A 25591-nucleotide genomic window follows, 5' to 3' on the forward strand; every position below is an offset into this window, starting at 1 on the left:
TCATCATTTTGTGGATGTATGTAGTTTAACAGATCGCTTTCAGAATTATGGCTTTTCAGTTGCCCTGAAACTGTCTCCAATTTTATTTTCTTGATTTGATATTAGCTGACGACAGGGCGTGCTGGATTGCAGCAGAGAGAAATACTTTCACTCTGTCAAAAGATTTTTGACTATCTCAGCGACAGCTTTCTCCAAGTTCATTTCCGCATTTTTTAAGGCTTCCTCTAAAGGACAATCTGGTGGATTAATACCAATAATCTGGCTAAATCCTGATTCAAACAGATCCTCAATTCCTTCGCCGACTAGACCCGCAAAAGCGATTACCGGTTTATTAAATTTCCTGGCGAGCTGTGCTACCCCAAAAGGGGTCTTGCCCAAAGATGTTTGACTATCAATTTTACCTTCACCGGTCAGGACATAATCTGCTTGCGCTATTTTCTCACTCAGTTGAACCTGTTCAATCATCAGTTCCACCCCGGACCGAATAGAGGCAGCGGTGAATGCCATTAAACCAAAACCCAGCCCACCGGCTGCACCCGCACCTGCCACATGACGATAATCACAGCCAATCTGCCCAGCGACTACATCGGCAAAATGACCGAGGTTTTGATCCAGTTGCTTGATCATTTCCGGGGTTGCACCTTTCTGTGGTCCAAAGATTATCGATGCACCATTTGGTCCACACAGTGGATTGTTGACATCCGATGCAATGATTATTTCAGTATCTACTAAACATGGATCCAGTCCAGATAAATCCATTGATTTGACCTGATCCAAGTTTCCACCACAGACCTGAATTAACTCTCCCGCATGATTTAGAAACTGCACACCCAGTGCTTGCGCCATCCCTGCACCACCATCATTGGTAATACTGCCGCCCGACCCCATGATGATTTTTTTCACACTCAAGTCCAATGCCTGTTTGATCATTTCTCCTGTGCCATAAGTTGAAGTGAGCATCGGATTACGCTGTGAAGGCTTCAATAAATGAATGCCATTGGCCTTGGCCATTTCAATCACAGCAGTTTGACCTGCATCAATCAAACCCCAATAGGTCTGAATACGTTGCTCAGGCAGTGGTCCGGTCACTTCACATGCAATACTTTGCCCCTTTAAACTTGAAATCAATGCATCGACCGTGCCTTCACCACCATCGGCCATTGGCACATGAATGATGTGGGCATCCGGAATGACGTTCTGGATACCGCGTTGCATGGCCTGACAAACCTGCGCAGCAGACATGCTTTCTTTAAACGAGTCAGGAGCAAGCACAAAGGTGAGCGACATGGTGTGATCTTTTATCCACAAATGAAGTCTAAATTGTGGATAAATCCAGCACTATCCACAAGTCTTTATTTCCAGCCCAGTTCAATTGCAGTTATCTCATTAATCAAGGTTTGATTTAAAGATTCTGGCATTTTACTGGTAGTTTGAGACAGTGGAATATGTCCTGCCATCAGCTCCACCTTGGCTTGCGGAAATAAGGGTTGCTGATCTGGAAATGCATAACCCAGCGGATAAATCGGTTGGCCTGTCGCTAAATCATATTTATCCGAGGCGCCAAAGGCATGCAGTAATTCATGCACCAAGACAATTTTATTCTGTTCAGTCTGTTGCTTGGATGCAAATAGATTCACCGAACCAATCCGGCCTTTTTGCAAGGCAGTTGAATGCTTTAATTGCTTGGTTTGTACAGGATCATAGTAATTTAAAAATAAAGTCACATTGGCTGAAGGATCTGAACTCTGTTGCTGTTTCCAGGCATAAAACCGGAATTTTAAACTCCATAAAACTGTATTGATGAGTGAAGCCTGCTCAGGGCCTTTGGGCGGTAGAACTTTAAGCTCACGGCCTAAATTAAAATAAAAATAAGTAGGCTGTCCGCGATACTGCTGAGCTGCTTGTTCCAGATATTTCCGTGCTCTATTCAGGTCCTGACTCGACAGTTGCTGGATGTATTGCTGTGTGGTCGGTAATCCATCAGCATTAATCGGATGCAGCAACACAATAATCGGCTTTGACCAGTTCGGGTTTTGATCACGATAGGCATTGACCGCGACAATCAATAAGATGATTAATAAAATCAGAATCCGAATCTTTTTCCACATATCGATTACACACTCTGCTTTTTCATTTTTCTTAAATACATTTGGCTACCTTGCATTTTTGTTTCAAATACTCCCAAGGCTTTTACTAAGCCAGATAGCTTGTCAAATCCGTAATTTCGAGTATCAAAATCTGGCTTTACTGTATTTATATATGTTCCGACTAAGCCAAGATATGCCCATCCATTTTCATCTGCGTTATCTTTTACGGCTTTATAAATCAGATTCAGCGTAGCTCGATCCATCGTTTCAGGAAGATTCGAATTTTCCTTAGGCTGAGGCAAAATTTTATGATCAAGAGATTTGTCAGAGCTTAATACTTTCTTTTGGGAAACATTAGAAAGTTCATCATCTTCCTGTTGCTTGATTTCACTATCTACAAGTAAATTTTCGATATAAATGAACTTGTCACAGGCTTTCTTAAATGCTTCAGGTGTAGCTTTTTTGCCAAAGCCATACACAGTTAGACCATTTTCACGAATACGTGAAGCTAAGGGCGTGAAATCACTATCACTGGATACAATACAAAATCCATCTAATGCACCTGCATAAAGTAAATCCATAGCATCAATGATCAGGATCATATCCGTCGCATCTTTACCCTTGGTATAAGCGAATTGTTGTACCGGAGTGATGGCATGAGGAAGGAGTACATCTCGCCATTTCTTTAAAGTTTCGCTGCTCCAGTCCCCATACACACGTTTGACACTGGCAATGCCATATTTCGCAACTTCTTCCAACACTGATGAAATCGCGTTGATAGAAGAATTATCCGCATCGATTAATACAGCGAACTTTTTTGTCTGAATATCCACATCCACCCCAAAATATTATTTTTAATTTTTTGTATAAATGATTCTGACATAAAAAATGCCGACTTTCGTCAGCATTTTTGAATCTTAGAATTTAGGCTTCAACCCATTTTCCGTCCTGGTAAACCAGAGACCATTTGGTTTGCTTGCCTTCTGCAGTTTCCGAACCAATATATTGTGACTGGTTCTTACGGCTAAATTTTACCAGAGTCGGATTCCCTTCCGGGTCTACATCGGGTGCCTGCAAGATAAACTGATACTTTGGATCAAGCTGATCAGCAACAGAACGAATCTCGGCCACTTTCGGTGCACGGGTTTCACGCACTTTCGGGAACTTGCTCGCCGCCAGAAATAAACCGGCAGCACCATCACGCAGTACGAAGAAATCGTCATGTTTAGAAGAACGTAAATGCTCCATCTTGATCGGATCTACACGTGGAGGCGCAGGCTGACCGCTCTTTAAGACTTTACGGGTATTGTCACAGCTGGTACAGGCAAAGTAAGGACCAAAACGGCCTGTCTTCAGCTGCATTTCGCCATCACACTTGTCGCATGGAATGCTTGGGCCATCATAGCCTTTAATTTTGAACTCGCCTTCTTCAAGTTCAAAACCACTACAGTCCGGGTTATTCCCACAGATATGCAGTTTACGACCGCCATCAATGACATAGCTGTCCATGGCAGTTTCACAGATCGGACAACGCTTCTTCGACATCAGGTCAGCAGTTTCCGCAGCCTCATCATCAGATAATGCAGCCAGAGACTCCACTGGTGTCAGGTTCAAGGTTCCCTTACAACGCTCTTTCGGCGGTAGGTTATAGCCTGAACAACCCAAGAATACGCCTGTGGTTCCGGTACGAATCTGCATTGGACGGTCACATTCTTTACAGTGTACTGCATCCACTTCTACAGGCTGATTGCGGCGCATACCGTTCTCACCCTGCGCCGTAGTCAAACGTTGCTTAAAATCGCCATAGAAGCTGTCTAATAACTCTTTCCAGTTACGCTCACCATCTGCTACTTTATCCAGCTGACCTTCAAGATCTGCGGTAAAGGCATAGTTCATCAGATTACTAAAATTTTCATCCAGACGATCGGTGACGATTTCGCCCATCTTCTCGGCATAGAGACGACGGTTATCCAGTTTCACATAACCACGATCCTGAATGGTCGAGATAATCGCAGCATAGGTCGATGGACGGCCAATGCCTTTTTTCTCGAGTTCTTTCACCAGTGAGGCTTCAGTAAAACGTGCCGGTGGCTTGGTGAAATGTTGAGATGGATCAAGTTTCTCAAGTTTAAGCACTTCACCGACTTTGACCGCAGGCAATAAAATATCGTCATCGGCTTTATTGGCACCACGCACGCGGGTAAAGCCATCAAAGACCAAGGTACGGCCTTTGGCTTTCAGTTCTACGCCATTGGCATCCACCAAAATGGTAGAAGACAGATATTCTGCCGGAGTCATCTGACAAGCAACAAACTGGCGCCAGATCAGGTCATACAGACGCTGTGCATCACGCTCAACACCCACCAGACTGTCGCCTTTTAAGCCAACCATAGATGGACGAATCGCCTCATGCGCTTCTTGCGCACCGGCTTTATTGCCATAACGGTTCGGCTTGGCAGGCAAATACTTCTCGCCAAACTCGGATTCGATATGACCACGCACCATATTCACCGCATCATCACTCAAGAAGGTCGAGTCGGTACGCATATAGGTAATGAAGCCGGCTTCATACAGACGCTGCGCCAGCATCATGGTTTTCTTCACAGAAAAACCGAGACGGGTACTGGCTGCCTGTTGTAGCGTTGACGTGATATACGGCGCACTTGGATTAACCTTGGTTGGCTTATCTTCACGTGCAGAAACCGTATAATCCGCATCTTTGATCAGGTTTAATAAGGCATCAGTTTCGGCTTTGTTGCGCAGCTTGAGCGTCTTGCCATTTTGCTTGACCGCTTCGAGACGAATATCATCTTTTTTCGATTTGGTATCGGCAAACACCTGCCAGTATTCTTCAGGAATGAAGGCACGAATTTCACGTTCACGCTCGACCACCAGCTTCACTGCAACCGACTGTACACGACCGGCCGACAGACCACGGGCAATCTTTTCCCAAAGCAATGGCGAAATCATAAAGCCCACGACACGATCCAGGAAACGGCGTGCCTGCTGTGCATTGACTTTATTGGTATCCAGACGTGACGGATGCTTAAAGGCATCCTGAATCGCGTTTTTGGTAATTTCGTTGAAGACCACACGCTGATAACGCGAATCATCACCACCGATGACTTCTTTTAAATGCCAGGCAATCGCTTCCCCTTCCCTGTCCATATCCGTTGCCAGATAGACTTCATCGACTTGCGATGCCAGTTTTTTCAGTTCGGCAACCACATGTTCTTTGCCAGGAAGGACTTCGTATTTGGCTTTCCAGTCATGTTCCGGATCGACACCCATGCGGTTAATCAACGCATTCTGTGATTTTTCAGCTTTTTCTGCATCCGTCAGTTTGGTACGTGTCGCCGGTTTTTTCTCTGTCGATTTTGCAGAACCGCCTGTCGGCAAGTCACGCACATGACCCACTGATGATTTTACGATGTAGTTCGGACCAAGGTACTTATTGATTGTTTTCGCTTTTGCAGGCGACTCCACAATCACTAGGGCACGCTTGCTTCCAGCGTCGGGAGACTTCGCTGTGCTGCTTTTTGATGTGGACCGAGGAGCGTTCGCCATAATTAACCGTTAATCCTGTTTATTTCTAAATTAAAGTTCAGCCAAAGCGTGTAACAGCGCTTTGATGTCGTCGAGTTGGGTCGCTCTTAAATCAGCTTCTTCATCCCAATACACGCCGACACAGTTGGCCTGCATATCAATAGCATAAATGCCTTTTAATGCAATGGGAAAATCTTTAAATTTCTCATCACCCTGCACGATTTCGAGTTTATTATCGACAACACGGGCGCGCATCAAGGGCAAACGTGCATCTGGCATCAGCACACTGTAGTATGCGACCATACTGGCACGACTTTCAGTCGCCTTCGGGATTTTGGTCCAGTCCGGTGCCACCACCAGACGTGGATGCAAACCCATTTTACGGGCTTTATCACGCATCAGCCCCAAGGCTTTTTCTCGGGGACTTACACGTAACCCGAAAATCGACCCTATGACGAAAATGATGATGACCACCGTCACCCAGATTCCAGTGTTTTCCATAGTTCAACCTTTATGTTCTATTATTAGAGTTGCATAAGCACAATATAAAACGCAAGTTTGCACGATAAAATTAATTCAGGAACATTTCATGACTATATAAAATTTCGTGACCATTCCAGTAAATATAACCTTTCTCGATCAGCTCTTTCAGCAGCAAGCGAATGTCCGATTTTGGAAATAACTGTTCCAGTAAATCACGCAGCTCATAAATGTCTTTGGGTTTATCGCCCTGCAATTCACGCAGTTTACGCGCCACTTCCAGTTGTACCGGATCGATCCGGCCAAAGTTCTTGAACAGGTCTTGCTGTGCCGACTGGATTGGTGACTTGAGTATTTCAGATTCAACTGGAGCTTCATCTGCCTTCAGTTGGGAAATGACCTGATCCAGTTTCGGATTTTCAACCGGGTTTTGCTCATCCAGATTGAGTTGCAGCCATTGTTTCAGGACTTTTTTGCGGAAGCTGATTTGCTCATCATAGCGCTTGACGATTTTCAGGTTAATCAACATGCCGACCACATGCTGAGCTTTTACCGGCATCACTTGCAGAATATTCGCCACTGAGTTTTTTAGGGTTTCCACCGTATTCGGTTTGCCACTCATTTTGCCTAACGCATCACAGTATTTTTTCACCAGTTGCAAGGCAGGTTTGTTCTTGATGGCGTCCAGACTCGGAAGATGATTTTTAGGTTGATCTGTTGGAGTGTTTGTCTCATCAGGCTGAATCTGAATCAGGTGACACGTAATATCAGAAGTTTGCAGCATCTGTTGCAACATTTCGCAGCTGTCCATCGCCGAGATCAATTCAACCTCGGTTTCTGGCTCCAGTAGCGCCATAAGCTGACCGACAATGACTGCATACTCATATTCTTTTTGTGGCGATTCAGGCGTGTCCAGCACCACCACCTGACCACTGCTAATCCAGCCGGCAAGCTCGGTTAAGTCCTCTAAGGAGAATTCAAATTTTCCGGCACAGCTAAACAGATATAAAGTCGAATAATGCGCCACAATCTCACGCATTAACTTGGCTGTGGGGAAATTATTTTCGAGGTCGAGTAGAACAACTTTTGGGTGCATGGGACGCAATTCCGGAATGTACCTGAGAGCCGGTATTAGAGTAGGAAGTGAGTGAAAGGTCAAATAATTTTACGACTGAATGGGTGCAGGCCTGTTTCGGCAGAGGGCCAAACTGCATTTTATGAAATGCCTGAAAGAAATCTGTTTACGAGCGCGAATGTTTGTTTTCAGCAGAAAAACTCTTTTAAACTTGATGATCGCGCTGCGCTTTATTACTTTTATATGCGGATTTAATGCAATTTAAAAGCCAATTCAAAAAAATAATATTTCTCTTTTTAACATCTTATCGATTGGCTCATTTTTATTTTTCAATAAAAAACCCTTAGATCAGCTAAGGGTTGTTGTTGATTAAATCATTGGTTGCAAATTAATAATGCGGTGGGCGATCTGCAACCGGATCAAATTCTGCAATGCCTTCAGACAGATCTGAAGACTCAACACGTTGATATAACAGCGTCATTTGCTTTTTCAGATCAGCAATTTCCAGGGTCTGTTTGGCCACCTGATCATTCAACTGTTCAACTAAATCGTCTAAAAATGCAATTCGCACTTGCAAATCTTCAATGGGTGCGGAAAATGACGCCTGATCATTTAGATTTTGTTGTTTAGTCATTTAAAGTCCTCATTGGGGATTTCAGGAAACATTATGGCCTATATTACCCTTAGGGATGTCCAACTTGCGTTTGGTGGACCCGCCCTGCTCGACGGCGCGAATTTTAACTTGGAACGCGGCGAACGAGTGTGTTTGATTGGCCGTAATGGTGAGGGTAAGTCTACCTTACTTAAGCTGATTGAAGGAAGTTTACTGCCTGACAACGGCGAAGTTTCATTACAAAACGGCATTACTATTTCCATGCTGGCGCAAGATGTACCGATGGATTCAGGTAAAGTGGCTGATATCGTGGCAGATGGCGCTGGTGAAGCGTCAGAAGTTCTGCGTGCTTATCATGCTGCCAGTGAAGCTTGTGTACTAGGTGACATGGACGCCTGTGATCGTATGGGCAACCTGCAACACAAAATGGATCAGCTGGATGGCTGGGCGCTGGAAACCAAGGTCAATTCGATTTTAAGCAAAATGGGTCTGGACCCGGATGCAGATCTTGCCGATTTGTCTGGTGGTCGTAAACGTCGTGTCTTGCTGGCACGTGCTTTACTTACCCAACCTGATGTGCTGTTACTCGACGAACCGACGAACCATTTAGATGTTGAAAGTATCGAATGGCTGGAAAAATTCCTGCTCGATCAAAACAATTTGACCCTGCTGTTCATTTCGCATGACCGTGCCTTTGTCGACAGCATTGCCACCCGTATTGTTGAGCTGGATCGTGGTCAACTGCGTAGTTATGAAGGTAACTATTCACGTTATCTAGACCTGAAAGCCCAGCAAATGGAAGCTGAAGAAAAGCAAAATGCGCTCTTCGATAAAAAGCTGGCTGAAGAAGAAGTCTGGATCCGTCAAGGGATTAAAGCCCGTCGTACCCGCAACGAAGGCCGTGTCCGTGCCCTGAAAGCATTGCGTGAAGAATCTAGAGCACGTCGTTCGCAACAAGGTAAAGTGACGATGGCGACTCAGGATGCCAACCGTTCCGGCAAACTGGTGTTTGAAATCGAGAACCTGAGTGTGAAATTCGGTGACAATGCACCGATCATCAATAATTTCTCTGCACTGGTATTACGCGGCGACCGTATCGGTCTGGTCGGTGATAACGGTGTCGGTAAAACTACGCTGATTAAAGCCATTCTGGGTGAGCTAGAACATGGCGGTACGGTAAAGACCGGCACGCAGTTAGAAGTGGCCTATTTTGACCAGCTCCGTAATGCACTGGATCTGGAAAAATCAGTCAAAGATAACGTATCAGAAGGTTCTGACCATGTCGATGTGAATGGCAACCGTCGTCATATCTATAGCTATCTGCAAGACTTCCTGTTCTCACCGGAGCGTGCACGTACCCCAGTCAAAGCTTTGTCTGGTGGTGAACGCAATCGTATTCTGCTAGCGAAACTGTTGCTGAAACCATCGAACCTGATTGTGATGGATGAGCCAACCAACGACCTGGATATGGTGACTTTAGAGTTACTGGAAGAAATGCTGGGTGGCTACAAAGGCACCCTACTGTTGATCTCGCATGACCGTGCCTTTATGGACAACGTGGTAACATCCACTTGGGTCTTTGATGGTAAGGGCAATATTGACGAATATGTTGGCGGTTATCAGGATTATCTTGAACAACGTCCGGATCAAACCGTGGTTGACCAAAAAAGTGCCGTGAAAAAAGCCATGGCCAAAGCAGAAGCCGAGACTGCGCCGGCCGCTGCCAAAAAAGTTAAACTCAGTTATAAAGACCAACGTGCACTCGAGCAACTTCCAGCTGAGATGGAAGCGCTAGAAAAAGAGCAGGTCGAGATCAATGCACAACTGGCTGATGGCTCTTTATTTGTGACTGATTCCGATAAAGCACTGAAACTGTCTAAACGCTTATCCGAAATTGATGAGCTGTTACTGGAAAAATTAGAGCGTTGGGAAGAACTGGACAACCTAAGTAACGGCTAAATATTCCCCGAGCTTTTACTAAAGCATCTGTATTCGTACAGATGCTTTTTTATTTCAATAATCTTCTCTGTTAGACTGCATTTAATCTTTTGGCCCTAAATTGTTTTATGAGTACTCAGCCTGCATATCAACCCGGTGAATTTCAATGGTCATTCCTGTTACCTCAATATTGGGGCAAATGGCTAGGCATTATTTTCCTGATGATTCTGGCGATCTTACCTTGGGCCATTCAGCATCGTCTGGCGTCCCTGCTGGGCCACCTTTCTTTTAAATACTTGAAATCACGCCGTGAAACCACGCTGCGTAATCTGGAAGTCTGCTTTCCCGAATGGTCTGAAAAGCAGGTACAGGACAATGCCCGTCAGGTATTTATCGATCAAATGCTGGGGGTGTTTGAGACGCTGAATGCCTGGTACAGTCCGAAATGGTTTCAGGGCCGCGTCAGTATTGAAGGCTTGGAACATATTCAGAAGGCACAAGCCGCAGGCCAAGGCATGCTGTTATTAGGCACGCATTCAACTTTGCTCGATGCGGGTGGTTATCTTTGCGCACAATATTTTGAACCGGATGTGGTCTATCGTCCGCAGAATAATCCACTTTTGGACATGCTGATTTACCGTTGTCGCGCCACAATTTATGCCAATCAGATTGACCATGATGATATGCGCGGTCTGGTACGTAACCTGAAAAATGGCCATGCGATCTGGTACAGTCCGGATCAGGATTATGGTTTAAAACAAGGCGTGATGGCACCTTTTTTTGGCGTGCCTGCGGCGACTGTAACCGCACATCGCCGTTTACTGAAAATGACCAAAGCGGCTGCAATTCCTTTATATTTCTACCGTCATGGCGATATTAACAATCCGCGCTACCATGTGCTCATTGAACCGGCACTGGAAAACTTCCCTAGTGAGAATGAAGTTGAAGATGCCACTCGCGTGAACCGGGTGATTGAGCAGCAGTTGCGCATCGCACCGACCCAATATATGTGGTTCCACCGCCGTTTTAAGACTCGCCCTGAAGGTTATAAATCAATTTACTAAATCGATTTGATCACGGAATTTGAAGGGCTATAGCTTAAAATCATGTTTAAGTAATTGAAATAATTTAACCCGAGCTCTACATCCTGTAAAACTCGGGTTAATGAGGTTGTGCTTTCACATATTATAATTCGTTCTGCTTTTTTGTGATTTCCCTTTCAGCATCATATCCATGATGTTTTCATTCAGCTTCGTCTTCCTTATGAGAATATCCTTTCTCGACTCCCTGTGCTGATAAACCTAGAATACCCAGATTCCCAACCCCTGCCCATTCGCAAGAAGCGTAAACTGTTGTAAGCAATATCGTACACTTTTCTTCTAAAAAGCTAAGAGATTTTGCCCCCTTCTTTATAAGCCAGAGCAACTTCATCAGTGACTATTTTTTTCTCTTTCTCTGCTTTCTGAATGCCCTCTTCAATGGCTTTTTGTGCTTCCTGCTCATCTTCATCAGTTTGTTCTAATTCTTCCTGAATATGCTCGAATACCCGACCGGTTTGCAAAACCAGAAAGACCGGAAAATGGTCAGAACCTACATGCGGTAAACGCTCCATGTGTACCAAGGCAAAATCGGTACTGTGAAAGACGTGATCCAGCGACCAGCGAAAAAAAGGATAATCTGCGTGAAAAGTATTCACATAATGACGCCCTACCCGCGGATCCAGCAGTCCACTAATGCGTTGAAACAGGCGTGTGGTACGTGACCAGGCCACGTCATTCAGATCGCCCATCACGATACAGCTTTCATCCAGATCTTTAATCTGATCACCGACAATTAGCAGTTCAGCATCACGCAAGGTAGAATCCTTGGCCTCGGTCGGGCTAGGTGGTTTAGGATGCAGACAGTAAAGCTGTACCGGTTGTCCTGAGCGTAAGATCACCGTGGTATGAATGGAGGGAATTTCATCACTCAGAATAAATTTAACCTCGGTTTCTCTCAGTTCGAGCTTGCTATATAGATGCATGCCATACAGGTTATCCAAAGGCACAGGCACGCGATAAGGATAATCGGCTTCAATCACCGAGAGTGCATTTTGCCAGTTTTGATCGGTTTCCAGAGTCAAAACCAGATCTGGCTGATGAATCTGGATCTGCTCGATCAGTAAATGATATTTGGTATTGGTAGTAAGTACATTGGAAACGACCAGGGAAATTTGACGTTGCGGATCCAGCTGATCCTGCTTGACCTGCTTGACCTGTTTTTTCCAGATAAAGGTATAGGGCAATACCATTTTCAACTGATAGGCCAAAGCTGCCATCAGCCCGACAAAAAGCAGCTGATTCAACCAGGTCCAGGGATGCTCCAGAACCAAGAACAGCACAAAGGCGATAAAGCCTAATACCAGAATTTGTAAGCGTGGAAAATCCGCACCCCGAATCCACCATTCATCGCGTGGTATCAGTGACCAAAAACTTAACCAAATGACAATGATTGCCAGAATTTGGATAACCCATATCATAAACTGCGCTCTTAATTAAGTTATTATTTTTTCTAAAAGAAAAATGACGTTATCAATTTTGTATGTATCATAAAGCAGATATTTCTCTCAAGAATATTGATGTTTTGATTGTGTAGCTCTTGCAGTTGAGTCCCTTTTTGGTACACTCGAATCCCTTTTGATTTTTTAACGCACCGAGGCAAAGTGACATGAAAGTAGGTCTGGTCGGTTGGCGCGGGATGGTTGGTTCCGTCCTTATGCAACGTATGGTTGAAGAGAATGATTTTGCTCATTTTGAGCCATTCTATTTCTCTACCAGTAATGCAGGCGGTGAAGCGCCGGCATTTGGCGGTAAGACCGCCCCAGCACTTATGGATGCATCAGACATTAACAGTCTGAAGCAAATGGATGTCATTATTACCTGTCAAGGTGGCGACTATACCTCTGAAGTTTTCCCGAAATTGAAAGCTGAAGGCTGGAACGGTTACTGGATTGATGCAGCATCGACTTTACGTATGGATGATGAAGCCATCATCGTACTTGATCCGGTGAACATGCACGTGATCAAAGATGGTCTAGTCAAAGGCACCAAGACTTTTGTCGGTGGTAACTGTACGGTTTCCTTGATGCTGATGGGCTTGGGCGGTCTGTTCCAGAACAATCTGGTGGAATGGGCAACGTCAATGACGTATCAAGCCGCTTCTGGTGCGGGCGCGCAAAACATGCGTGAACTGATCAATGGTATGGGTTATTTATATAACAATACCAAAGAGTTGCTAGATGATCCACGTTCTCCAATTCTAGATATCGACTCTAGAATTGCTGAATTACAACGTGGTGAAGGCTTCCCGTCTGCAAACTTTGGCGTTCCTTTGGCTGGTTCACTCATTCCTTATATCGACAAGCAACTGGAAAGCGGCCAGTCGAAAGAAGAATGGAAAGGTCAGGTTGAAACCAACAAGATTCTGGGCAACCAGCAGATCGTGCCAATTGATGGTCACTGCGTGCGTATTGGTGCCATGCGTTGTCACTCTCAGGCATTAACCCTGAAATTGAAAAAAGATGTACCTTTGGATGAAATCGAAGACATCATTGCACGTGCCAATGACTGGTCTAAAGTGGTTCCAAATACTCGTGAAGCATCGATGACTGATCTGACGCCTGTTGCTGTAACAGGTACTTTAAGCGTTCCAGTCGGCCGCCTGCGCAAGCTGAACATGGGTAAAGAATATCTGGGTGCATTCACTGTAGGTGACCAGTTGCTTTGGGGCGCTGCCGAGCCGTTACGCCGTATGCTGCGTATTCTGATTGATTATAAAAATGCCTAATATCCTTTGGATATAAAGCCCAAAGCCGATCTTTATTGATCGGCTTTTTTATGTAACTATTGCGTAAGTATTTTACAAAAAACAAACATCCCGTTAATCTATAATTTTCGCTATGCGATAATGACTGAGCTCACGATTAAGATGACTGTATATAACAAATTAAAGCTTGCCATTTTAGCCATTGTCGCTTCACAAAATATTTACGCGATTAATGTAGATCCGGTTCAGATTCAGTCTGCCCCTGGGGAATTACTCTACGCAGAAATGACTTTTCGGCAGTCTGATATCAATTTGCCGATTGAAGTCAGTCTGGCTTCACCTGAAGATTTACTCTCGATAGGTGCATCGCATCAGCCACCTGGTCATCTGAACTTTTTTACTCGGCGCAGCAATAATGGCACCGGGGTTATTACTATTACTTCTTCTCGCCCCATGACAGAGCGCGAGCTGAATATTATTGTCAAAATCAAGGAAGGCAATGCTGCACGGCTGCAACATATCCGTACGCCCTTACAAGCTAAAACTGATTTATTAAAAGCTAGTCTCAAACAGAATGAACGCCCGCTTGCACCAGTTGTCGTCGTCAGTGAAAAAGATATTGCACTCAACTTACCCGTAAGTAGCCATTACAGTACAGCAGCTTCCGCTGCCTCAAATAAGCCACCGGTTTTAGAAAAGCCATTGGCATTGCAACGCACAGCACCACCTGTATTATCGAATATTTCCATTCCTAAAACTGCATTTGCACCAGCTGTAATGACATCAAGTCCAGCGATTCAGGCGCAAGCGATTGCGCCTGTGCTTAAAAGCGAGGCTGTAACTGCACCCGATATTCAAGCCCCAGTTAAAACTGCAGCGGCGCTTTCAGATTCAGTAAAGACCTCACAAGCAACTCTTGCATCGCCGGCTCCTGCAGCAGCCTCGACTACAAACAAACCAACCAGTACGATACCAGCAAATCAAAGTGCATCAGCACCAAATAAAGCAAATATGCAGAAAGCTGTAGAGTCCCATTCTGATCATCAAACTGCTTCCAGTGATCCATTGGTGAAAAAATTTGCTGAGGAACAAGCCAGAAAATCAACTGGATCAGCTAATCCGGTGAAAACTCCAGCTCCAGTTACTACAAAAGCTTCACCAGTCAAAGCAACTCCGAATCAGACTCAACCTACTTATGTAGTTCAATCCAATGAGTCACTGTGGGGAATTGCCTCACGAATTGCTCAACAGCAGCAGCGCCCGGTCAATGAAGTCATGCAACAAATTAAAAAAGACAATGAGCATGCTTTTATTGGAGGAAATGCCAATCGTCTACGTAAAGGTGCTGCATTGAACTTAAATACGACTCATCCTACACCTGCGCCTATTAAAGTCACTGCGGCAAAGCAAACCGAGCTACCGTCTAAGCCTACTGGCAAGACTAAATACCGCCTGAATCAGGCAGAAATGAGCCTAGTGGCTGAGAACCAGCGCGATTCCGGGCAAGTTTCTGCAAACCAGAACACAGAACGCAATCAAACATCAAAGGAATTGTCATTAAAAGTTATGACAGCCCGAGAAAAAACCGTTAAATTACAGAGAAACGTAACTGAATTAGAATTGGCACTCAATCAGAAAGATCACAGAATTCAGTTATTAAATGCGCGTCTGGCCCAGCTACAACAACAGCTCAAAGCCCAACAAGCAGATAAGAAGCCAATTAATTAAAAAGTTACACATGACGATTTATTGGGATAGGCGAACTTAAACTACTCTATCCCCAAGGGGTAAAACATGCTGATTTATGTGATTCCATTAGTGATATTGATCATCGTATTAATTGTCTTTAAAAAACGACAAGATGCTCAAGAATCAGATAAAGCAAAAACTAAAACGGTAAAAGCGAAAAAACCTGGCTCTGCTTCAAAAGCTGCTCCACAAAGAACCAAAGTAGTGGAGCCAGTCGGGGTCACAAAAAAATCAGCAACGCCATTATCAGCAGAAACACGCAAGAAAATTGAAGGCCTGATTCAGGAACGTAATTTTTTTGCGGCCGAAGCACAGATTAACCAGGCACTGAATCGGGATAATTCCCAGCATGAACTCTATCTGTTGTTATTGGATATTCATATCTTACAAAAAGATGAGTTTGCGATTTCACAGCTGCTTAACCATATCCGTTCTTTGCATTTAGATGAGATTCTGGCACAAGCTGAAGCGAAACAGCGTGAATTTGAAAAATCTTCATCTGCTGTACAAGATACCATTGATTTTCCAAGTGCCCAGCCTAAAACTTCTTCTGCGCAAGAAGCTGCTTCAACTTCGGATGCTTTTGCCGATCTGGTTGCACCGACTCCTTCAAATGAACTGGCATTTGAACAATTGCAGCAGGACTTTCAATCAAGCAAGCTGGCCCCTGTTGCAGAACCTGTAGCAGATATTCAGCCACTTGAATTTAATTTTGAACCAAAGACTACCCAAGTAGAAACACCAAAAGCTGAAGAGGCTCCTGTACCTGCTGCTCCTTCTGTAGATTTTGAATTTAAGGATACATCTACAGATATTCAAACTACAGCAGTAACAGAAACGGCACCTGTCTTAGACTTTAAACTGGATTTGGAACAGCCTGCTCCAGTAGAAACAGCGCCAACTGTGAGTGAGGAAATCAAGCCTCTAGATTTTTCATTCTCACTTGACACACCTGTACCAGCAGCTGAAAAAACGGCTGTGCCAGCGACTGAGTTTGATCTGTCCAGTTTAACAGCTGCAGCACCTGTGGCAGAGCCGGTTGTACAAACCAATCTATCCGGAATGGATTTCAAATTAGATCATTTGGAAACCACGCCAGAAGCACCTACTACGCCAGCTCAGACAGCGATCAATCAACATGATCCTCTGGTGCAATCTTTCCCGGAATTACTGGATGTTAATGAAGCAAGTCTCAACCTTGATCTTGCCCAGCAATATATTCAGCTCGGTGCCTCTGCTGCTGCGCGTGAAATTATTGCAGAACGAGAAGCCGAATATACTCCTGAGCAACAGCAACGCGCAGAGCAATTACTGAATCAAATCGCATCTTGATGCATTTCGATTTACACTAAAGCAGTCAATAATTGGCTGCTTTTTTTATGATAAAAAATATTGCATTAATTTATATGGGCGGCACATTCGGCTGTGTGGGAGATCCTCTTGCACCGATGCCTGCTGATTTATTTATTCCAAAGCTCGAACAGATACTTGCAGAGCAATATTTCGTCGAATGTCACCATGCACCCGCGATTAAGGACAGTAGTGCCTGCACAGCAACCGACTGGTTGCAACTGGTACAGTTTATTCAGCAATTGCAATCGCGGCAGATCCAGCATTTTGTGATCATTCACGGTACAGATACGCTGAGTTATGCCAGTGCGGTACTAGCACATTTTATCGGGAACTCGGCGCATGTGGTGCTGACCGGTAGCCAATATCCGTTGCTGAATGCTCAAGGCAATGAACAGCGTGAATTTAGCGATGCCCTGGATAACCTGAAATTTGCACTAGATTCAGTCAGCAAATCTAACGCTGGGGTCTATCTGGCATTCCATCATCAGCTGCTACATGCGCAAACTGCTCTAAAACAGCATACTACCGAGTTAAATGCCTTTTCAGGTCTTGAAGCCAATATCGCAATCCAAACCAGTCAAGCGTGTTATCAGATCAAAGCTGAAGATATTACGAAAGCGACTGAATTCAACTGCATGAGCATCATGATGCAGCCAGTTGATCTGACCCAGCAGCTGAATAACCTGAACAACCTATTGGCTCGACCACCACATTTTTTATTTCTGCAAGGTTTTGGCACTGGCAACCTGGCGGTCAATGACGCCATGATTGCACTCATTGATCAACTCTATGAGCAGAGCTGTATTTCCGTCTTGACCACCCAAGTGCCTTTTGGTGCGACGGATCAGCGCTATGCTATTGCCGAATGGGTCAATCATTGCAAAATTTTGCTGAATGAAAGTTATGGACATGCGGATCTGTATGCAAAAGCCCTAAAAATGTATTTACAATACGACACTGTAGAGCAATGGCATCGTCATTGGTACGATCAATAAGGTTTTGAGGTCATTATGCAACGTTTTGCGGTGGGAATTGAGTTTTGTGGGATGCATTATCGGGGATGGCAGACTCAACAGCCGGGAGTTGCAAGCGTACAGGAAACCATTGAGAAGGTTCTGAGCAAAGTTGCCGATCAACCGATCCTCTTGCATGGTGCCGGCCGCACGGATGCCGGGGTACATGCGACCAACATGGTGGCACATTTTGATACTGATGCCGTGCGTTCTGAACGTGGCTGGCTGATGGGCTGCAATAGCCAACTCCCTAAAGACATCTCGATCCAGTGGATCAAAGAAATGGATCACAGCTTCCATGCCCGTTTTAAGGCACAGGCGCGCCGCTATCGCTATGTGGTCTACAACCACCCTGTACGCCCGGCATTGCTGCATAAACAGGTCACCCATGTCTATGCACCGCTTGATGTTGAACAGATGATATACGCCGCGAAAAAGTTTGAAGGCACGCATAACTTTGAAAGCTTCCGCGCCGCAGCCTGTCAGTCCAACCAGCCCGTTCGCCATGTCAGCCATTGCCACCTGATTCAGCATGGTCAATATCTGGTATTGGATATTCAAGCCGATGGCTTCCTGCACCATATGGTGCGCAACATCATGGGCTGTTTACTAGAAATTGGTCAAGGCATGTATGCTGCCGATCATATTGATACTATCTTCGCTGCCGAAGACCGTAAAGCTGCTGGCGTGACCGCACCTGCAGATGGTTTATATTTTATTCATGCCGACTATCCGGCACAGTTTGACTTACCTGAATTACCTTTAGGGCCACATTGGCTGAATATGCCGGAATAGTTTTTAAATTTTTTAGAATATTTACCTCCCCTAACCCCTCCTAAAAGGAGGGGAATTCCTCCCTTTTTTAAAGAGAGGTTAGGAGGGATTTTTAACGCTGCTTCCGCTTCCGATATTCCACTGGCGTTTCATTGGTCCAGCGTTTAAAGGCACGATAGAAGGTACTTGGCTCGGAAAAACCGGTCAGATAGACAATCCGCTCGACGCTCTCATTGGTACTCGCCAGCAAACGCTTGGCCAGACGACAGCGATAATCCGAGAGAATCTGCTGAAAGCTGGTATGTGCCTCACTCAGTTGCGTTCTCAAACGGCGTGGCGTGATGTTCAGCTGGGCTGCTACAGTTTCTAGCGTGGTTTCGCCACTCTCCAAAGTAGAGCCGATTGCACGACGTACTTCACCGACCAGATCATATCTTGCCAGTTCCTGTAGCTTTTCAATGGCCAGTTGCTCATGCAGCTGCAACAGCTCAGGTTCAGCCTGCCACAGCGGATATTCCAGGATAGTCGGATCGAAATACAAACGAGTTTCTTTCTGACCTAGACTGACCGGACACTCATAAACCCGGAAGTATTCATCATCAGGTGCCCCTTTATAAAAATTAAAATCGATATAAATCGGCTCAAAACGCCCTTCGGTAATAAATTTAAAGAAACGCAGTACACCTGACATAGCACATTCAGTAAAATGACGATTGACCAGACTCTCAGCAAAAGGCTGTTCACCATTGGTTAAATAGCAGCGATCATCTTCAATCACTAATTTGGCAGCAAAGGCATCGCTGATCAGTCGCTGATAAGCCAAAGCACGTTTCAGTCCCTCACCAAAATTTTCAGATGAAACAAACAGGTGTTCAATGACCTGACCACGATAAAGTGGCAGGTGCTCACCCAGATGCAATCCAATGTCCGGGTCCTTGCTGACTTCCTCTGCCGCCACCCAAAAGGCATATTGGGCACTCAGCGGGGTACGGTCATTGGCTTCCACCTGATTTAAAGCCACTCCTGCTTTGGTCAAAAGTTCTTCTGTTGGCAACCCCGCACGACGAATCGCCTGATAGCCTAAACGCAATACGACTGATGCATCCGTTAGCTGACTCACTCAAAAGCCTTCCTTGTATGTACTTCATTTATACTTAAAAAGATTAATTTTAGATTAACTGTGATTGACCAAACTGACAACAGAAACAGGTGTCTTTTTAGTTAAAAAAATTATCGTGACAGTTCGCCTATTTTACTGGCAGATGATCAGTCTAACGCCCGTTTCGTCTTGTATTTTGCAAAAAAATTGACTATAATTTGCGCCTTTCCAATTTATTCATTCAGGTAGGCTATGGCCAATAAAGAGGAACTCATCGAGTTCGAAGGCGTTGTCACCGAGACGCTTCCTAATACTATGTTCCGTGTACGTTTAGAGAACGGTCACGAAGTGATTGCCCACATCTCTGGTAAAATGCGTAAACACTATATCCGTATTTTAACGGGCGACAGTGTGAAGGTTGAAATGACACCTTATGATTTGACTAAAGGTCGTATCACATATCGTGCACGCTAAGTTTTAGCGTAAGCAAAAGCCACTTTTAGTGGCTTTTTTATTACTTGAATTATTTATCAATCAATAAAATAATTTGACACAGTCTTATAAATTCACAACTATTCATTGAATTAAAACAATAGGTATAAAAACAATGAATATGAAATGCTTGTCCCTACTTTCCAGCTTGTTTCTCGTTGCGTGCGCTACCGGCGGCAATCAGCATCTGCATCAGTCTCTACAACCTTATGTGGGTCAAACTGCAGCACAGGTTCGTAGCCAGCTTGATCTTCGCGCAATGGGATTCAAGACCTCCCAGCAACCGATTCAAACCGCAGAATCTCTCAGCTACACTATTTTTCGGGATATGAATATTCCGATGGGCACGCCGAATATTAGTCAGAGCATTCCGATCGGCGCACCAATGCCGATGCCCTCAAATGGTGGTTATAACATTGAGATGAAATGCCAAATCTGGTTTGACTTGAAAGATGAAATTGTTCAGGCGATTTGCTTTACCGGTAGAGCTTGCTGAGCTGTACTCATCGAGTTCAAAGCCTGTATCGGATTAAATCAGGGATCAACCTCACCACGCTAAACTTCTACCGTGTATCAAATCACAACAGTATTTTTGCATGGAATGCGCTTACACTCATTTTATTTGGTGTGAGGACAGCTCATGAAGTTCACACTGATTTTAGTATGCTGTACAGCATTGAGTTTGCTTAGTGCATGCAGCACCACCTCATCAACGACTGCTGCGCAGCGTGATGCCTATTTACAACAGTTCATTGGGCAAAGCAGCCAACTGATCGATCAAACTCTGGATCTAAAACGTTTAGGTTACCAGCAGATCAGTGGGCCTGAACGCAGCGCCAAGCAATTAAGCTATGTGGTACAACGCCCCATTAGCATTCCTTTGCCTGTAGCGCAGTTTCCTGCTACAGGGACAGGCACTATACCTATTCCAGTGTCAGTAAGCCCTGCCGGCGGCTATGACGTCAAATTGCAATGTAAAATCACCTTCTTACTCAAAGATAATATTGCGACCGCGGTACGCACTACAGGCCGAACCTGTTAAGCGGTTTGGATTTGATATGCCCATCATAAAAAAACGCAGCTCAAGGCTGCGTTTTTTTGAATCGAAACAGGCTTATTTCAATGCAGCAACGACTGCTTGACCCATTTCAACCGTACCGACTTTTTGCATGCCTTCAGACATGATATCTGCCGTACGCAAGCCTTGATCCAAGACTTGGCCTACTGCATCTTCAATCGCTTTAGCAGCCGCTTCTTCACGGAAGGTATAACGCAACATCATCGCCACCGAAAGAATCGTCGCTAATGGATTTGCCAGGTTTTGACCGGCGATATCTGGTGCAGAACCATGACAAGGCTCATACATGCCCTTGCCATTTTCATCCAGAGATGCCGATGGCAACATGCCGATTGAACCGGTCAACATCGCAGCTTCATCAGACAGGATATCACCGAACAGATTCGAGGTGACAATCACGTCAAACTGCTTTGGCGCACGCACCAGTTGCATTGCGGCATTGTCGACATACATATGCGATAAATTAATTTCAGGGTATTCGGCATCTTTCAGCGCAGTCACTGTCTGTTTCCACAGTTCAGTTACTTCAAGCACGTTGGCTTTATCCACTGAACATACTTTACCACCGCGCAAGTTGGCCATTTCAAAAGCGACTTTGGCGATACGCTTGATTTCAGATTCTGAATAAACGTCAGTGTTATAGCCTTGCTTCTCGCCATTTTCCAGTTCACGGATACCGCGTGGCTGACCGAAGTAAATACCACCGGTCAATTCACGCACAATCAGAATATCCAGACCTGCTACGATTTCAGGCTTTAAACTTGAAGCATCAGCCAATTGCGAATAAAGAATGGCTGGACGCAAGTTAGCAAACAGGTTCAGTTCACTACGCAATTTCAATAAACCACGTTCCGGACGAATTGAGCGCTCAATCGTATCCCATTTTGGACCGCCCACGGCACCGAGTAAAATCGCATCAGCTTTTTTAGCCTGTTCAGAGGTCACTTCAGGATACGGTGAACCATGTGCATCAATGGCTGCACCACCGAGTAAGCCCTGTTCCCATGTCAAATCAAGATTAAATTTTTCATTTACGCGTGTGAGTACTTGCTCTGCGGCTTTTACAATTTCAGGGCCGATGCCGTCACCAGCTAAAATCAAAATTTGTTTAGACATGAGATTTTCCGTTTAAAACGTCAGATTCAGACCTGACAGAGGTTAAATTTTCTTTTCTACAAACTCTGCAATCCCGGTGACTGCATTATAGGGTTTGCAAAAACGACGAATGGTTTTTTGCTCTTGTACCAGATCTACGCAAAGCGGATCCGGCGCCGAAGAATTTAATAAACTGCTGCTACGCGCACTACGGTCACGAAACATTTTTAAGCTATAGCGGTTATTGGCCTGAAAACGATGGAATACATGTAAAGTTTCCGCTTTATCCTTACTGATCGGATAAAAACGCACGACCAGTTCATGCTGTCCTGCCGGCACAGATAAATAAATCGAATTGGCCTGATTTAAATTTTTGGCCTGCAAGCGCACCAGTTTCTGCTTCAGCGCCTCATCACTGATGCGGCCATTGTCGGCGTTGACAATAATGGTCTGATTGAAGCGTTCGAACTGACAATCTGGCGTCCCTGTACAGTAGATCAGGGCATTGCTTTTGCTCTCAGTATTTTCTTTGGCATGTTTGAGTTTCATCGTGTCGATGCTTTGACATGCAGTCAACAGCACCGATACTGAACTTAAAGCAAGCCACTGTTTCCAATAATTCGCCATAATGTCTGTCTTACCCAATCAAAAACTCAATAATCTTCCGATATTAGCAAGGGCATCGCAGTCATGCCATGACAATTTTTACTGATTTATCCATGAATTTCGGCAAATACCCAAGGACGCGATTGTTTGGTTTTTTCTTCATAGGCACGAATATCATCCGCCACCTGCAAAGTTAAGCCAATATCATCCAGACCATTTAACAGGCAATGCTTGCGAAATGGATCGACTTCGAACTTAAAGCTTTCACCTGTAGGGGTGCGAACTTCTTGTGCCTGCAAGTCAATGGTCAGTTGATAGCCTTCATCTGCCGCACATTCCTTAAATAACTGCTCAACAATATCTTCAGCCAAAATCACGGGCAACATACCGTTTTTAAAACAGTTATTAAAGAAAATATCGGCAAAGCTTGGCGCAATAACAGTACGGAAACCGTATTCACTCAAAGCCCACGGCGCATGTTCACGGCTAGAACCACATCCAAAGTTGGCACGTGAAATTAAAATAGACGCACCCTGATAACGTGGCTGGTTCAAGACAAAGTCCGGATTGATCACACGAACTGAATTGTCCTGACCTGGATAACCTTCATCCAAGTAACGCAATTCATCAAACAAATTGTCACCAAAACCGGTACGTTTGATCGATTTCAAAAACTGTTTTGGAATAATTAAATCTGTATCGACATTGGCACGGTCTAAAGGTGCAACGATACCTTGTTCAACGGTATAAGCTTTCATGTCTGTGCTCCTACGTACCAATTAAAATGAACGAACATCAACAAAGTGACCTGCAATCGCAGCAGCGGCTGCCATGGCTGGACTTACCAGATGAGTACGACCGCCATTGCCCTGACGACCTTCAAAGTTACGGTTCGAAGTCGAGGCACAATGCTCGCCCGGCTGCAACTTGTCGGCATTCATCGCCAGACACATTGAACAACCTGGTTCACGCCATTCAAAGCCCGCTTCGACAAATACCTTGTCCAAGCCTTCCGCTTCTGCCTGAGCTTTGACCAGACCAGAACCCGGAACCACCATCGCCTGTTTGATTGAAGATGCGACCTTACGACCTTTGATCATTTCGGCTGCAGCACGGATATCTTCAATACGCGAATTGGTGCACGAACCGATAAAGACACGATCCAGTTGAATCTCAGCCAAGGCCTGACCGGCATTTAAGCCCATATATTGATAAGCACGGTTCCAGTCATTGCGTTGTACATCGTCTTTGGCTTGTTCTAAAGTTGGTACTGCTTGAGACACTGGAATGACCATCTCAGGAGAAGTTCCCCAAGACACTTGCGGCTCAATTTCTTCACCTTGCAATACAACCACCGTGTCAAAGTATGCACCTTCATCCGAATGCAATGTATTCCAGTACGCTACCGCCTGATCCCACTGTTCCGCAGTTGGCGCATAAGGACGACCTTTAACATACTCGATGGTTTTGTCATCCACAGCGACCATACCCACGCGTGCACCGGCTTCGATCGCCATGTTACACACAGTCATACGACCTTCGATAGACATGTCACGGAAGACCTGACCACCGAACTCAATCGCGTGACCAGTACCGCCTGCGGTACCGATCTTGCCAATAATGGCCAAGACCACATCTTTCGGTGTTACGCCCTGACCTAATTTGCCATCGACGCGTACCAACATGTTTTTCATCTTCTTTTGAACCAGGCATTGGGTCGCCAATACATGTTCAACTTCGGATGTCCCGATACCATGCGCCAAACAGCCAAAAGCACCATGGGTTGCTGTATGCGAGTCACCACATACCACGGTCATGCCCGGTAAGGTCAAGCCCTGCTCCGGTCCGACCACATGCGCGATGCCCTGACGAATATCATTAATATCAAATTCAACAATATTAAAAGTCTTGCAGTTATCATCCAAGGTTTGCACCTGGATGCGCGAAGTTTCATCTTCAATTCCGGCAACGCCCTGCTCACGCTCTTTTTTTGAGGTCGGTACGTTATGATCCGGTGTGGCAATGTTGGCACTTAAACGCCATGGCTTACGCCCGGCCAATTGCAAACCTTCAAAGGCCTGTGGAGAAGTCACTTCATGTAATAAGTGACGGTCGATGTACAGTAAGGCAGAACCATCATCACGTTGCGTTACTAAATGGTCGTCCCACAATTTATCATATAATGTTTTTGCTGTTTGGGTTGCGCCTGCCATGTCGATGTACTCCACTGGACTGGGTAAATTCTTTCTCTGATTTTGATTATATCGCTGCAATCACATAAATCTAATTTATCATTTTTATCAGTTAAAAAACTTTTTGGAATCTTTTAAAAGCTGAATCAAATCATGCTTGAGCTCTATTTTTATAAATCTAATTTTCCGATTGATTTATAAAAAATATTCGCTTTTACAAATTAAATGAGAATTATTATTATTTCTTCATCGACAGAAATGATGATTTTGAGGAACTTCGACATGGCACATATTCAACGCTTCGTAGACAACAACCAGCGCATGTTCAAAAAAACCTTCAGCTACTACATTATGCACATTACTGTGGCGATGATTGTGGGTTACTTGGTGACCGGCAGTTTGACGATGGCCATTGCCTTAAGTTTATTAGAGCCAACGGTACAGGCAGTTGCTTTCTTCTTCCATGAAAAAATCTGGGAGCGTAATAACCAACAGCAGAATGAGGACATTACCGTCTAAACTCTTCGGTCGAGGTTCCTGATGAAAGACTGCCTTTATAGGTGGTCTTTTTTAGTTTTTAAAATGCCAAGGCTTTGA

At 44.8% G+C, this 25591-nt stretch carries 24 protein-coding genes; 11 read left to right on the forward strand and 13 right to left on the reverse strand.

The window, feature by feature from the left end; genetic code table 11:
* Positions 1–147: 147 nt before the first annotated feature.
* From NI455_RS06690 to NI455_RS06720, 7 genes are all read right to left on the reverse strand, one after another.
* A complete protein-coding gene (locus NI455_RS06690; RefSeq protein WP_253113186.1) occupies positions 148–1287 on the reverse strand; it encodes a glycerate kinase in 1140 nt (379 codons plus the stop codon).
* A gap of 65 nt (positions 1288–1352) precedes the next feature.
* Positions 1353–2108 carry a hypothetical protein gene (locus NI455_RS06695; RefSeq protein WP_253113189.1) on the reverse strand — a complete coding sequence of 252 codons (756 nt, stop codon included), beginning with the start codon at positions 2106–2108 and terminating at the stop codon, positions 1353–1355.
* Positions 2109–2113: 5 nt separating this feature from the next.
* Positions 2114–2920 (reverse strand): NYN domain-containing protein, encoded by an 807-nt coding sequence (locus NI455_RS06700; protein WP_253113192.1) that lies wholly within the window; start codon positions 2918–2920, stop codon positions 2114–2116.
* Positions 2921–3011: 91 nt separating this feature from the next.
* Complete coding sequence (topA, locus tag NI455_RS06705) at positions 3012–5654, reverse strand: type I DNA topoisomerase (RefSeq protein ID WP_191112016.1); 2643 nt, start codon at positions 5652–5654, stop codon at positions 3012–3014.
* Positions 5655–5684: 30 nt separating this feature from the next.
* The gene (locus NI455_RS06710) at positions 5685–6134 is read right to left on the reverse strand and encodes a hypothetical protein (RefSeq protein ID WP_004278475.1); all 450 of its coding nucleotides are present in this window, start codon (positions 6132–6134) and stop codon (positions 5685–5687) included.
* Between the two features lie 70 nt (positions 6135–6204).
* A complete protein-coding gene (locus NI455_RS06715) occupies positions 6205–7209 on the reverse strand; it encodes a hypothetical protein (protein WP_253113195.1) in 1005 nt (334 codons plus the stop codon).
* 367 nt (positions 7210–7576) lie between these two features.
* Positions 7577–7822: a SlyX family protein gene (locus NI455_RS06720; protein ID WP_004278477.1), complete on the reverse strand. Its 246-nt coding sequence runs from the start codon at positions 7820–7822 to the stop codon at positions 7577–7579.
* Between the two features lie 33 nt (positions 7823–7855).
* On the opposite strand from NI455_RS06720, the gene NI455_RS06725 reads away from it, so the two are divergent.
* Both NI455_RS06725 and NI455_RS06730 read left to right on the forward strand, forming a co-directional pair.
* Positions 7856–9760: an ATP-binding cassette domain-containing protein gene (locus NI455_RS06725; RefSeq protein WP_153566610.1), complete on the forward strand. Its 1905-nt coding sequence runs from the start codon at positions 7856–7858 to the stop codon at positions 9758–9760.
* A gap of 107 nt (positions 9761–9867) precedes the next feature.
* Positions 9868–10803: an LpxL/LpxP family acyltransferase gene (locus NI455_RS06730; protein WP_005261737.1), complete on the forward strand. Its 936-nt coding sequence runs from the start codon at positions 9868–9870 to the stop codon at positions 10801–10803.
* A 323-nt stretch (positions 10804–11126) separates the two neighbouring features.
* On the opposite strand, the gene NI455_RS06735 is transcribed toward NI455_RS06730, so the two are convergent.
* Complete coding sequence (locus tag NI455_RS06735; RefSeq protein ID WP_253113197.1) at positions 11127–12257, reverse strand: endonuclease/exonuclease/phosphatase family protein; 1131 nt, start codon at positions 12255–12257, stop codon at positions 11127–11129.
* A 188-nt stretch (positions 12258–12445) separates the two neighbouring features.
* Between NI455_RS06735 and asd the strand changes: the two genes are divergently transcribed.
* The 5 genes from asd to truA all read left to right on the forward strand — a co-directional run bounded on the left by asd (position 12446) and on the right by truA (position 18453).
* Positions 12446–13564, forward strand: a complete 1119-nt coding sequence (gene asd, locus NI455_RS06740; protein ID WP_004647391.1) for an aspartate-semialdehyde dehydrogenase — start codon at positions 12446–12448, stop codon at positions 13562–13564.
* 120 nt (positions 13565–13684) lie between these two features.
* Entirely contained in the window at positions 13685–15271 is a 1587-nt protein-coding gene (locus NI455_RS06745) for a FimV/HubP-related protein (protein WP_004729474.1), read from the forward strand.
* A 66-nt stretch (positions 15272–15337) separates the two neighbouring features.
* Entirely contained in the window at positions 15338–16624 is a 1287-nt protein-coding gene (gene fimV / locus NI455_RS06750) for a T4P machinery localization factor FimV (protein WP_253113198.1), read from the forward strand.
* A gap of 47 nt (positions 16625–16671) precedes the next feature.
* Positions 16672–17640, forward strand: a complete 969-nt coding sequence (locus tag NI455_RS06755) for an asparaginase domain-containing protein (protein WP_253113199.1) — start codon at positions 16672–16674, stop codon at positions 17638–17640.
* A 15-nt stretch (positions 17641–17655) separates the two neighbouring features.
* On the forward strand, positions 17656–18453 hold the full coding sequence (truA, locus tag NI455_RS06760; RefSeq protein ID WP_253113200.1) for a tRNA pseudouridine(38-40) synthase TruA: 798 nt from the start codon (positions 17656–17658) through the stop codon (positions 18451–18453).
* 91 nt (positions 18454–18544) lie between these two features.
* Here the strand turns inward: truA and NI455_RS06765 are convergent, their stop codons facing one another.
* The gene (locus NI455_RS06765) at positions 18545–19552 is read right to left on the reverse strand and encodes an AraC family transcriptional regulator (RefSeq protein ID WP_005107962.1); all 1008 of its coding nucleotides are present in this window, start codon (positions 19550–19552) and stop codon (positions 18545–18547) included.
* Between the two features lie 231 nt (positions 19553–19783).
* Here NI455_RS06765 and infA point away from each other — a divergent pair, with 231 nt between their 5' ends.
* From infA to NI455_RS06780, 3 genes are all read left to right on the forward strand, one after another.
* Positions 19784–20005: a translation initiation factor IF-1 gene (infA, locus tag NI455_RS06770; protein WP_001284370.1), complete on the forward strand. Its 222-nt coding sequence runs from the start codon at positions 19784–19786 to the stop codon at positions 20003–20005.
* Positions 20006–20138: 133 nt separating this feature from the next.
* Positions 20139–20519, forward strand: coding sequence for a hypothetical protein (locus tag NI455_RS06775; protein WP_253113201.1), 381 nt, complete (start codon positions 20139–20141; stop codon positions 20517–20519).
* A 144-nt stretch (positions 20520–20663) separates the two neighbouring features.
* Positions 20664–21065 (forward strand): hypothetical protein, encoded by a 402-nt coding sequence (locus NI455_RS06780; RefSeq protein ID WP_086044144.1) that lies wholly within the window; start codon positions 20664–20666, stop codon positions 21063–21065.
* Between the two features lie 72 nt (positions 21066–21137).
* On the opposite strand, the gene leuB is transcribed toward NI455_RS06780, so the two are convergent.
* From leuB to leuC, 4 genes are all read right to left on the reverse strand, one after another.
* Complete coding sequence (leuB, locus tag NI455_RS06785; protein WP_253113202.1) at positions 21138–22217, reverse strand: 3-isopropylmalate dehydrogenase; 1080 nt, start codon at positions 22215–22217, stop codon at positions 21138–21140.
* A 42-nt stretch (positions 22218–22259) separates the two neighbouring features.
* Positions 22260–22823: a hypothetical protein gene (locus NI455_RS06790; protein ID WP_004647383.1), complete on the reverse strand. Its 564-nt coding sequence runs from the start codon at positions 22821–22823 to the stop codon at positions 22260–22262.
* An 86-nt stretch (positions 22824–22909) separates the two neighbouring features.
* On the reverse strand, positions 22910–23560 hold the full coding sequence (gene leuD, locus NI455_RS06795) for a 3-isopropylmalate dehydratase small subunit (protein WP_253113203.1): 651 nt from the start codon (positions 23558–23560) through the stop codon (positions 22910–22912).
* A gap of 21 nt (positions 23561–23581) precedes the next feature.
* On the reverse strand, positions 23582–25015 hold the full coding sequence (gene leuC / locus NI455_RS06800) for a 3-isopropylmalate dehydratase large subunit (RefSeq protein WP_253113206.1): 1434 nt from the start codon (positions 25013–25015) through the stop codon (positions 23582–23584).
* A 261-nt stretch (positions 25016–25276) separates the two neighbouring features.
* Here leuC and NI455_RS06805 point away from each other — a divergent pair, with 261 nt between their 5' ends.
* A complete protein-coding gene (locus tag NI455_RS06805; protein WP_005107971.1) occupies positions 25277–25513 on the forward strand; it encodes a DUF2061 domain-containing protein in 237 nt (78 codons plus the stop codon).
* Positions 25514–25591 lie beyond the last annotated feature (78 nt).

The sequence above is a fragment of the Acinetobacter lwoffii genome (assembly GCF_024129435.1).
Lineage (GTDB): Bacteria > Pseudomonadota > Gammaproteobacteria > Pseudomonadales > Moraxellaceae > Acinetobacter > Acinetobacter lwoffii_F.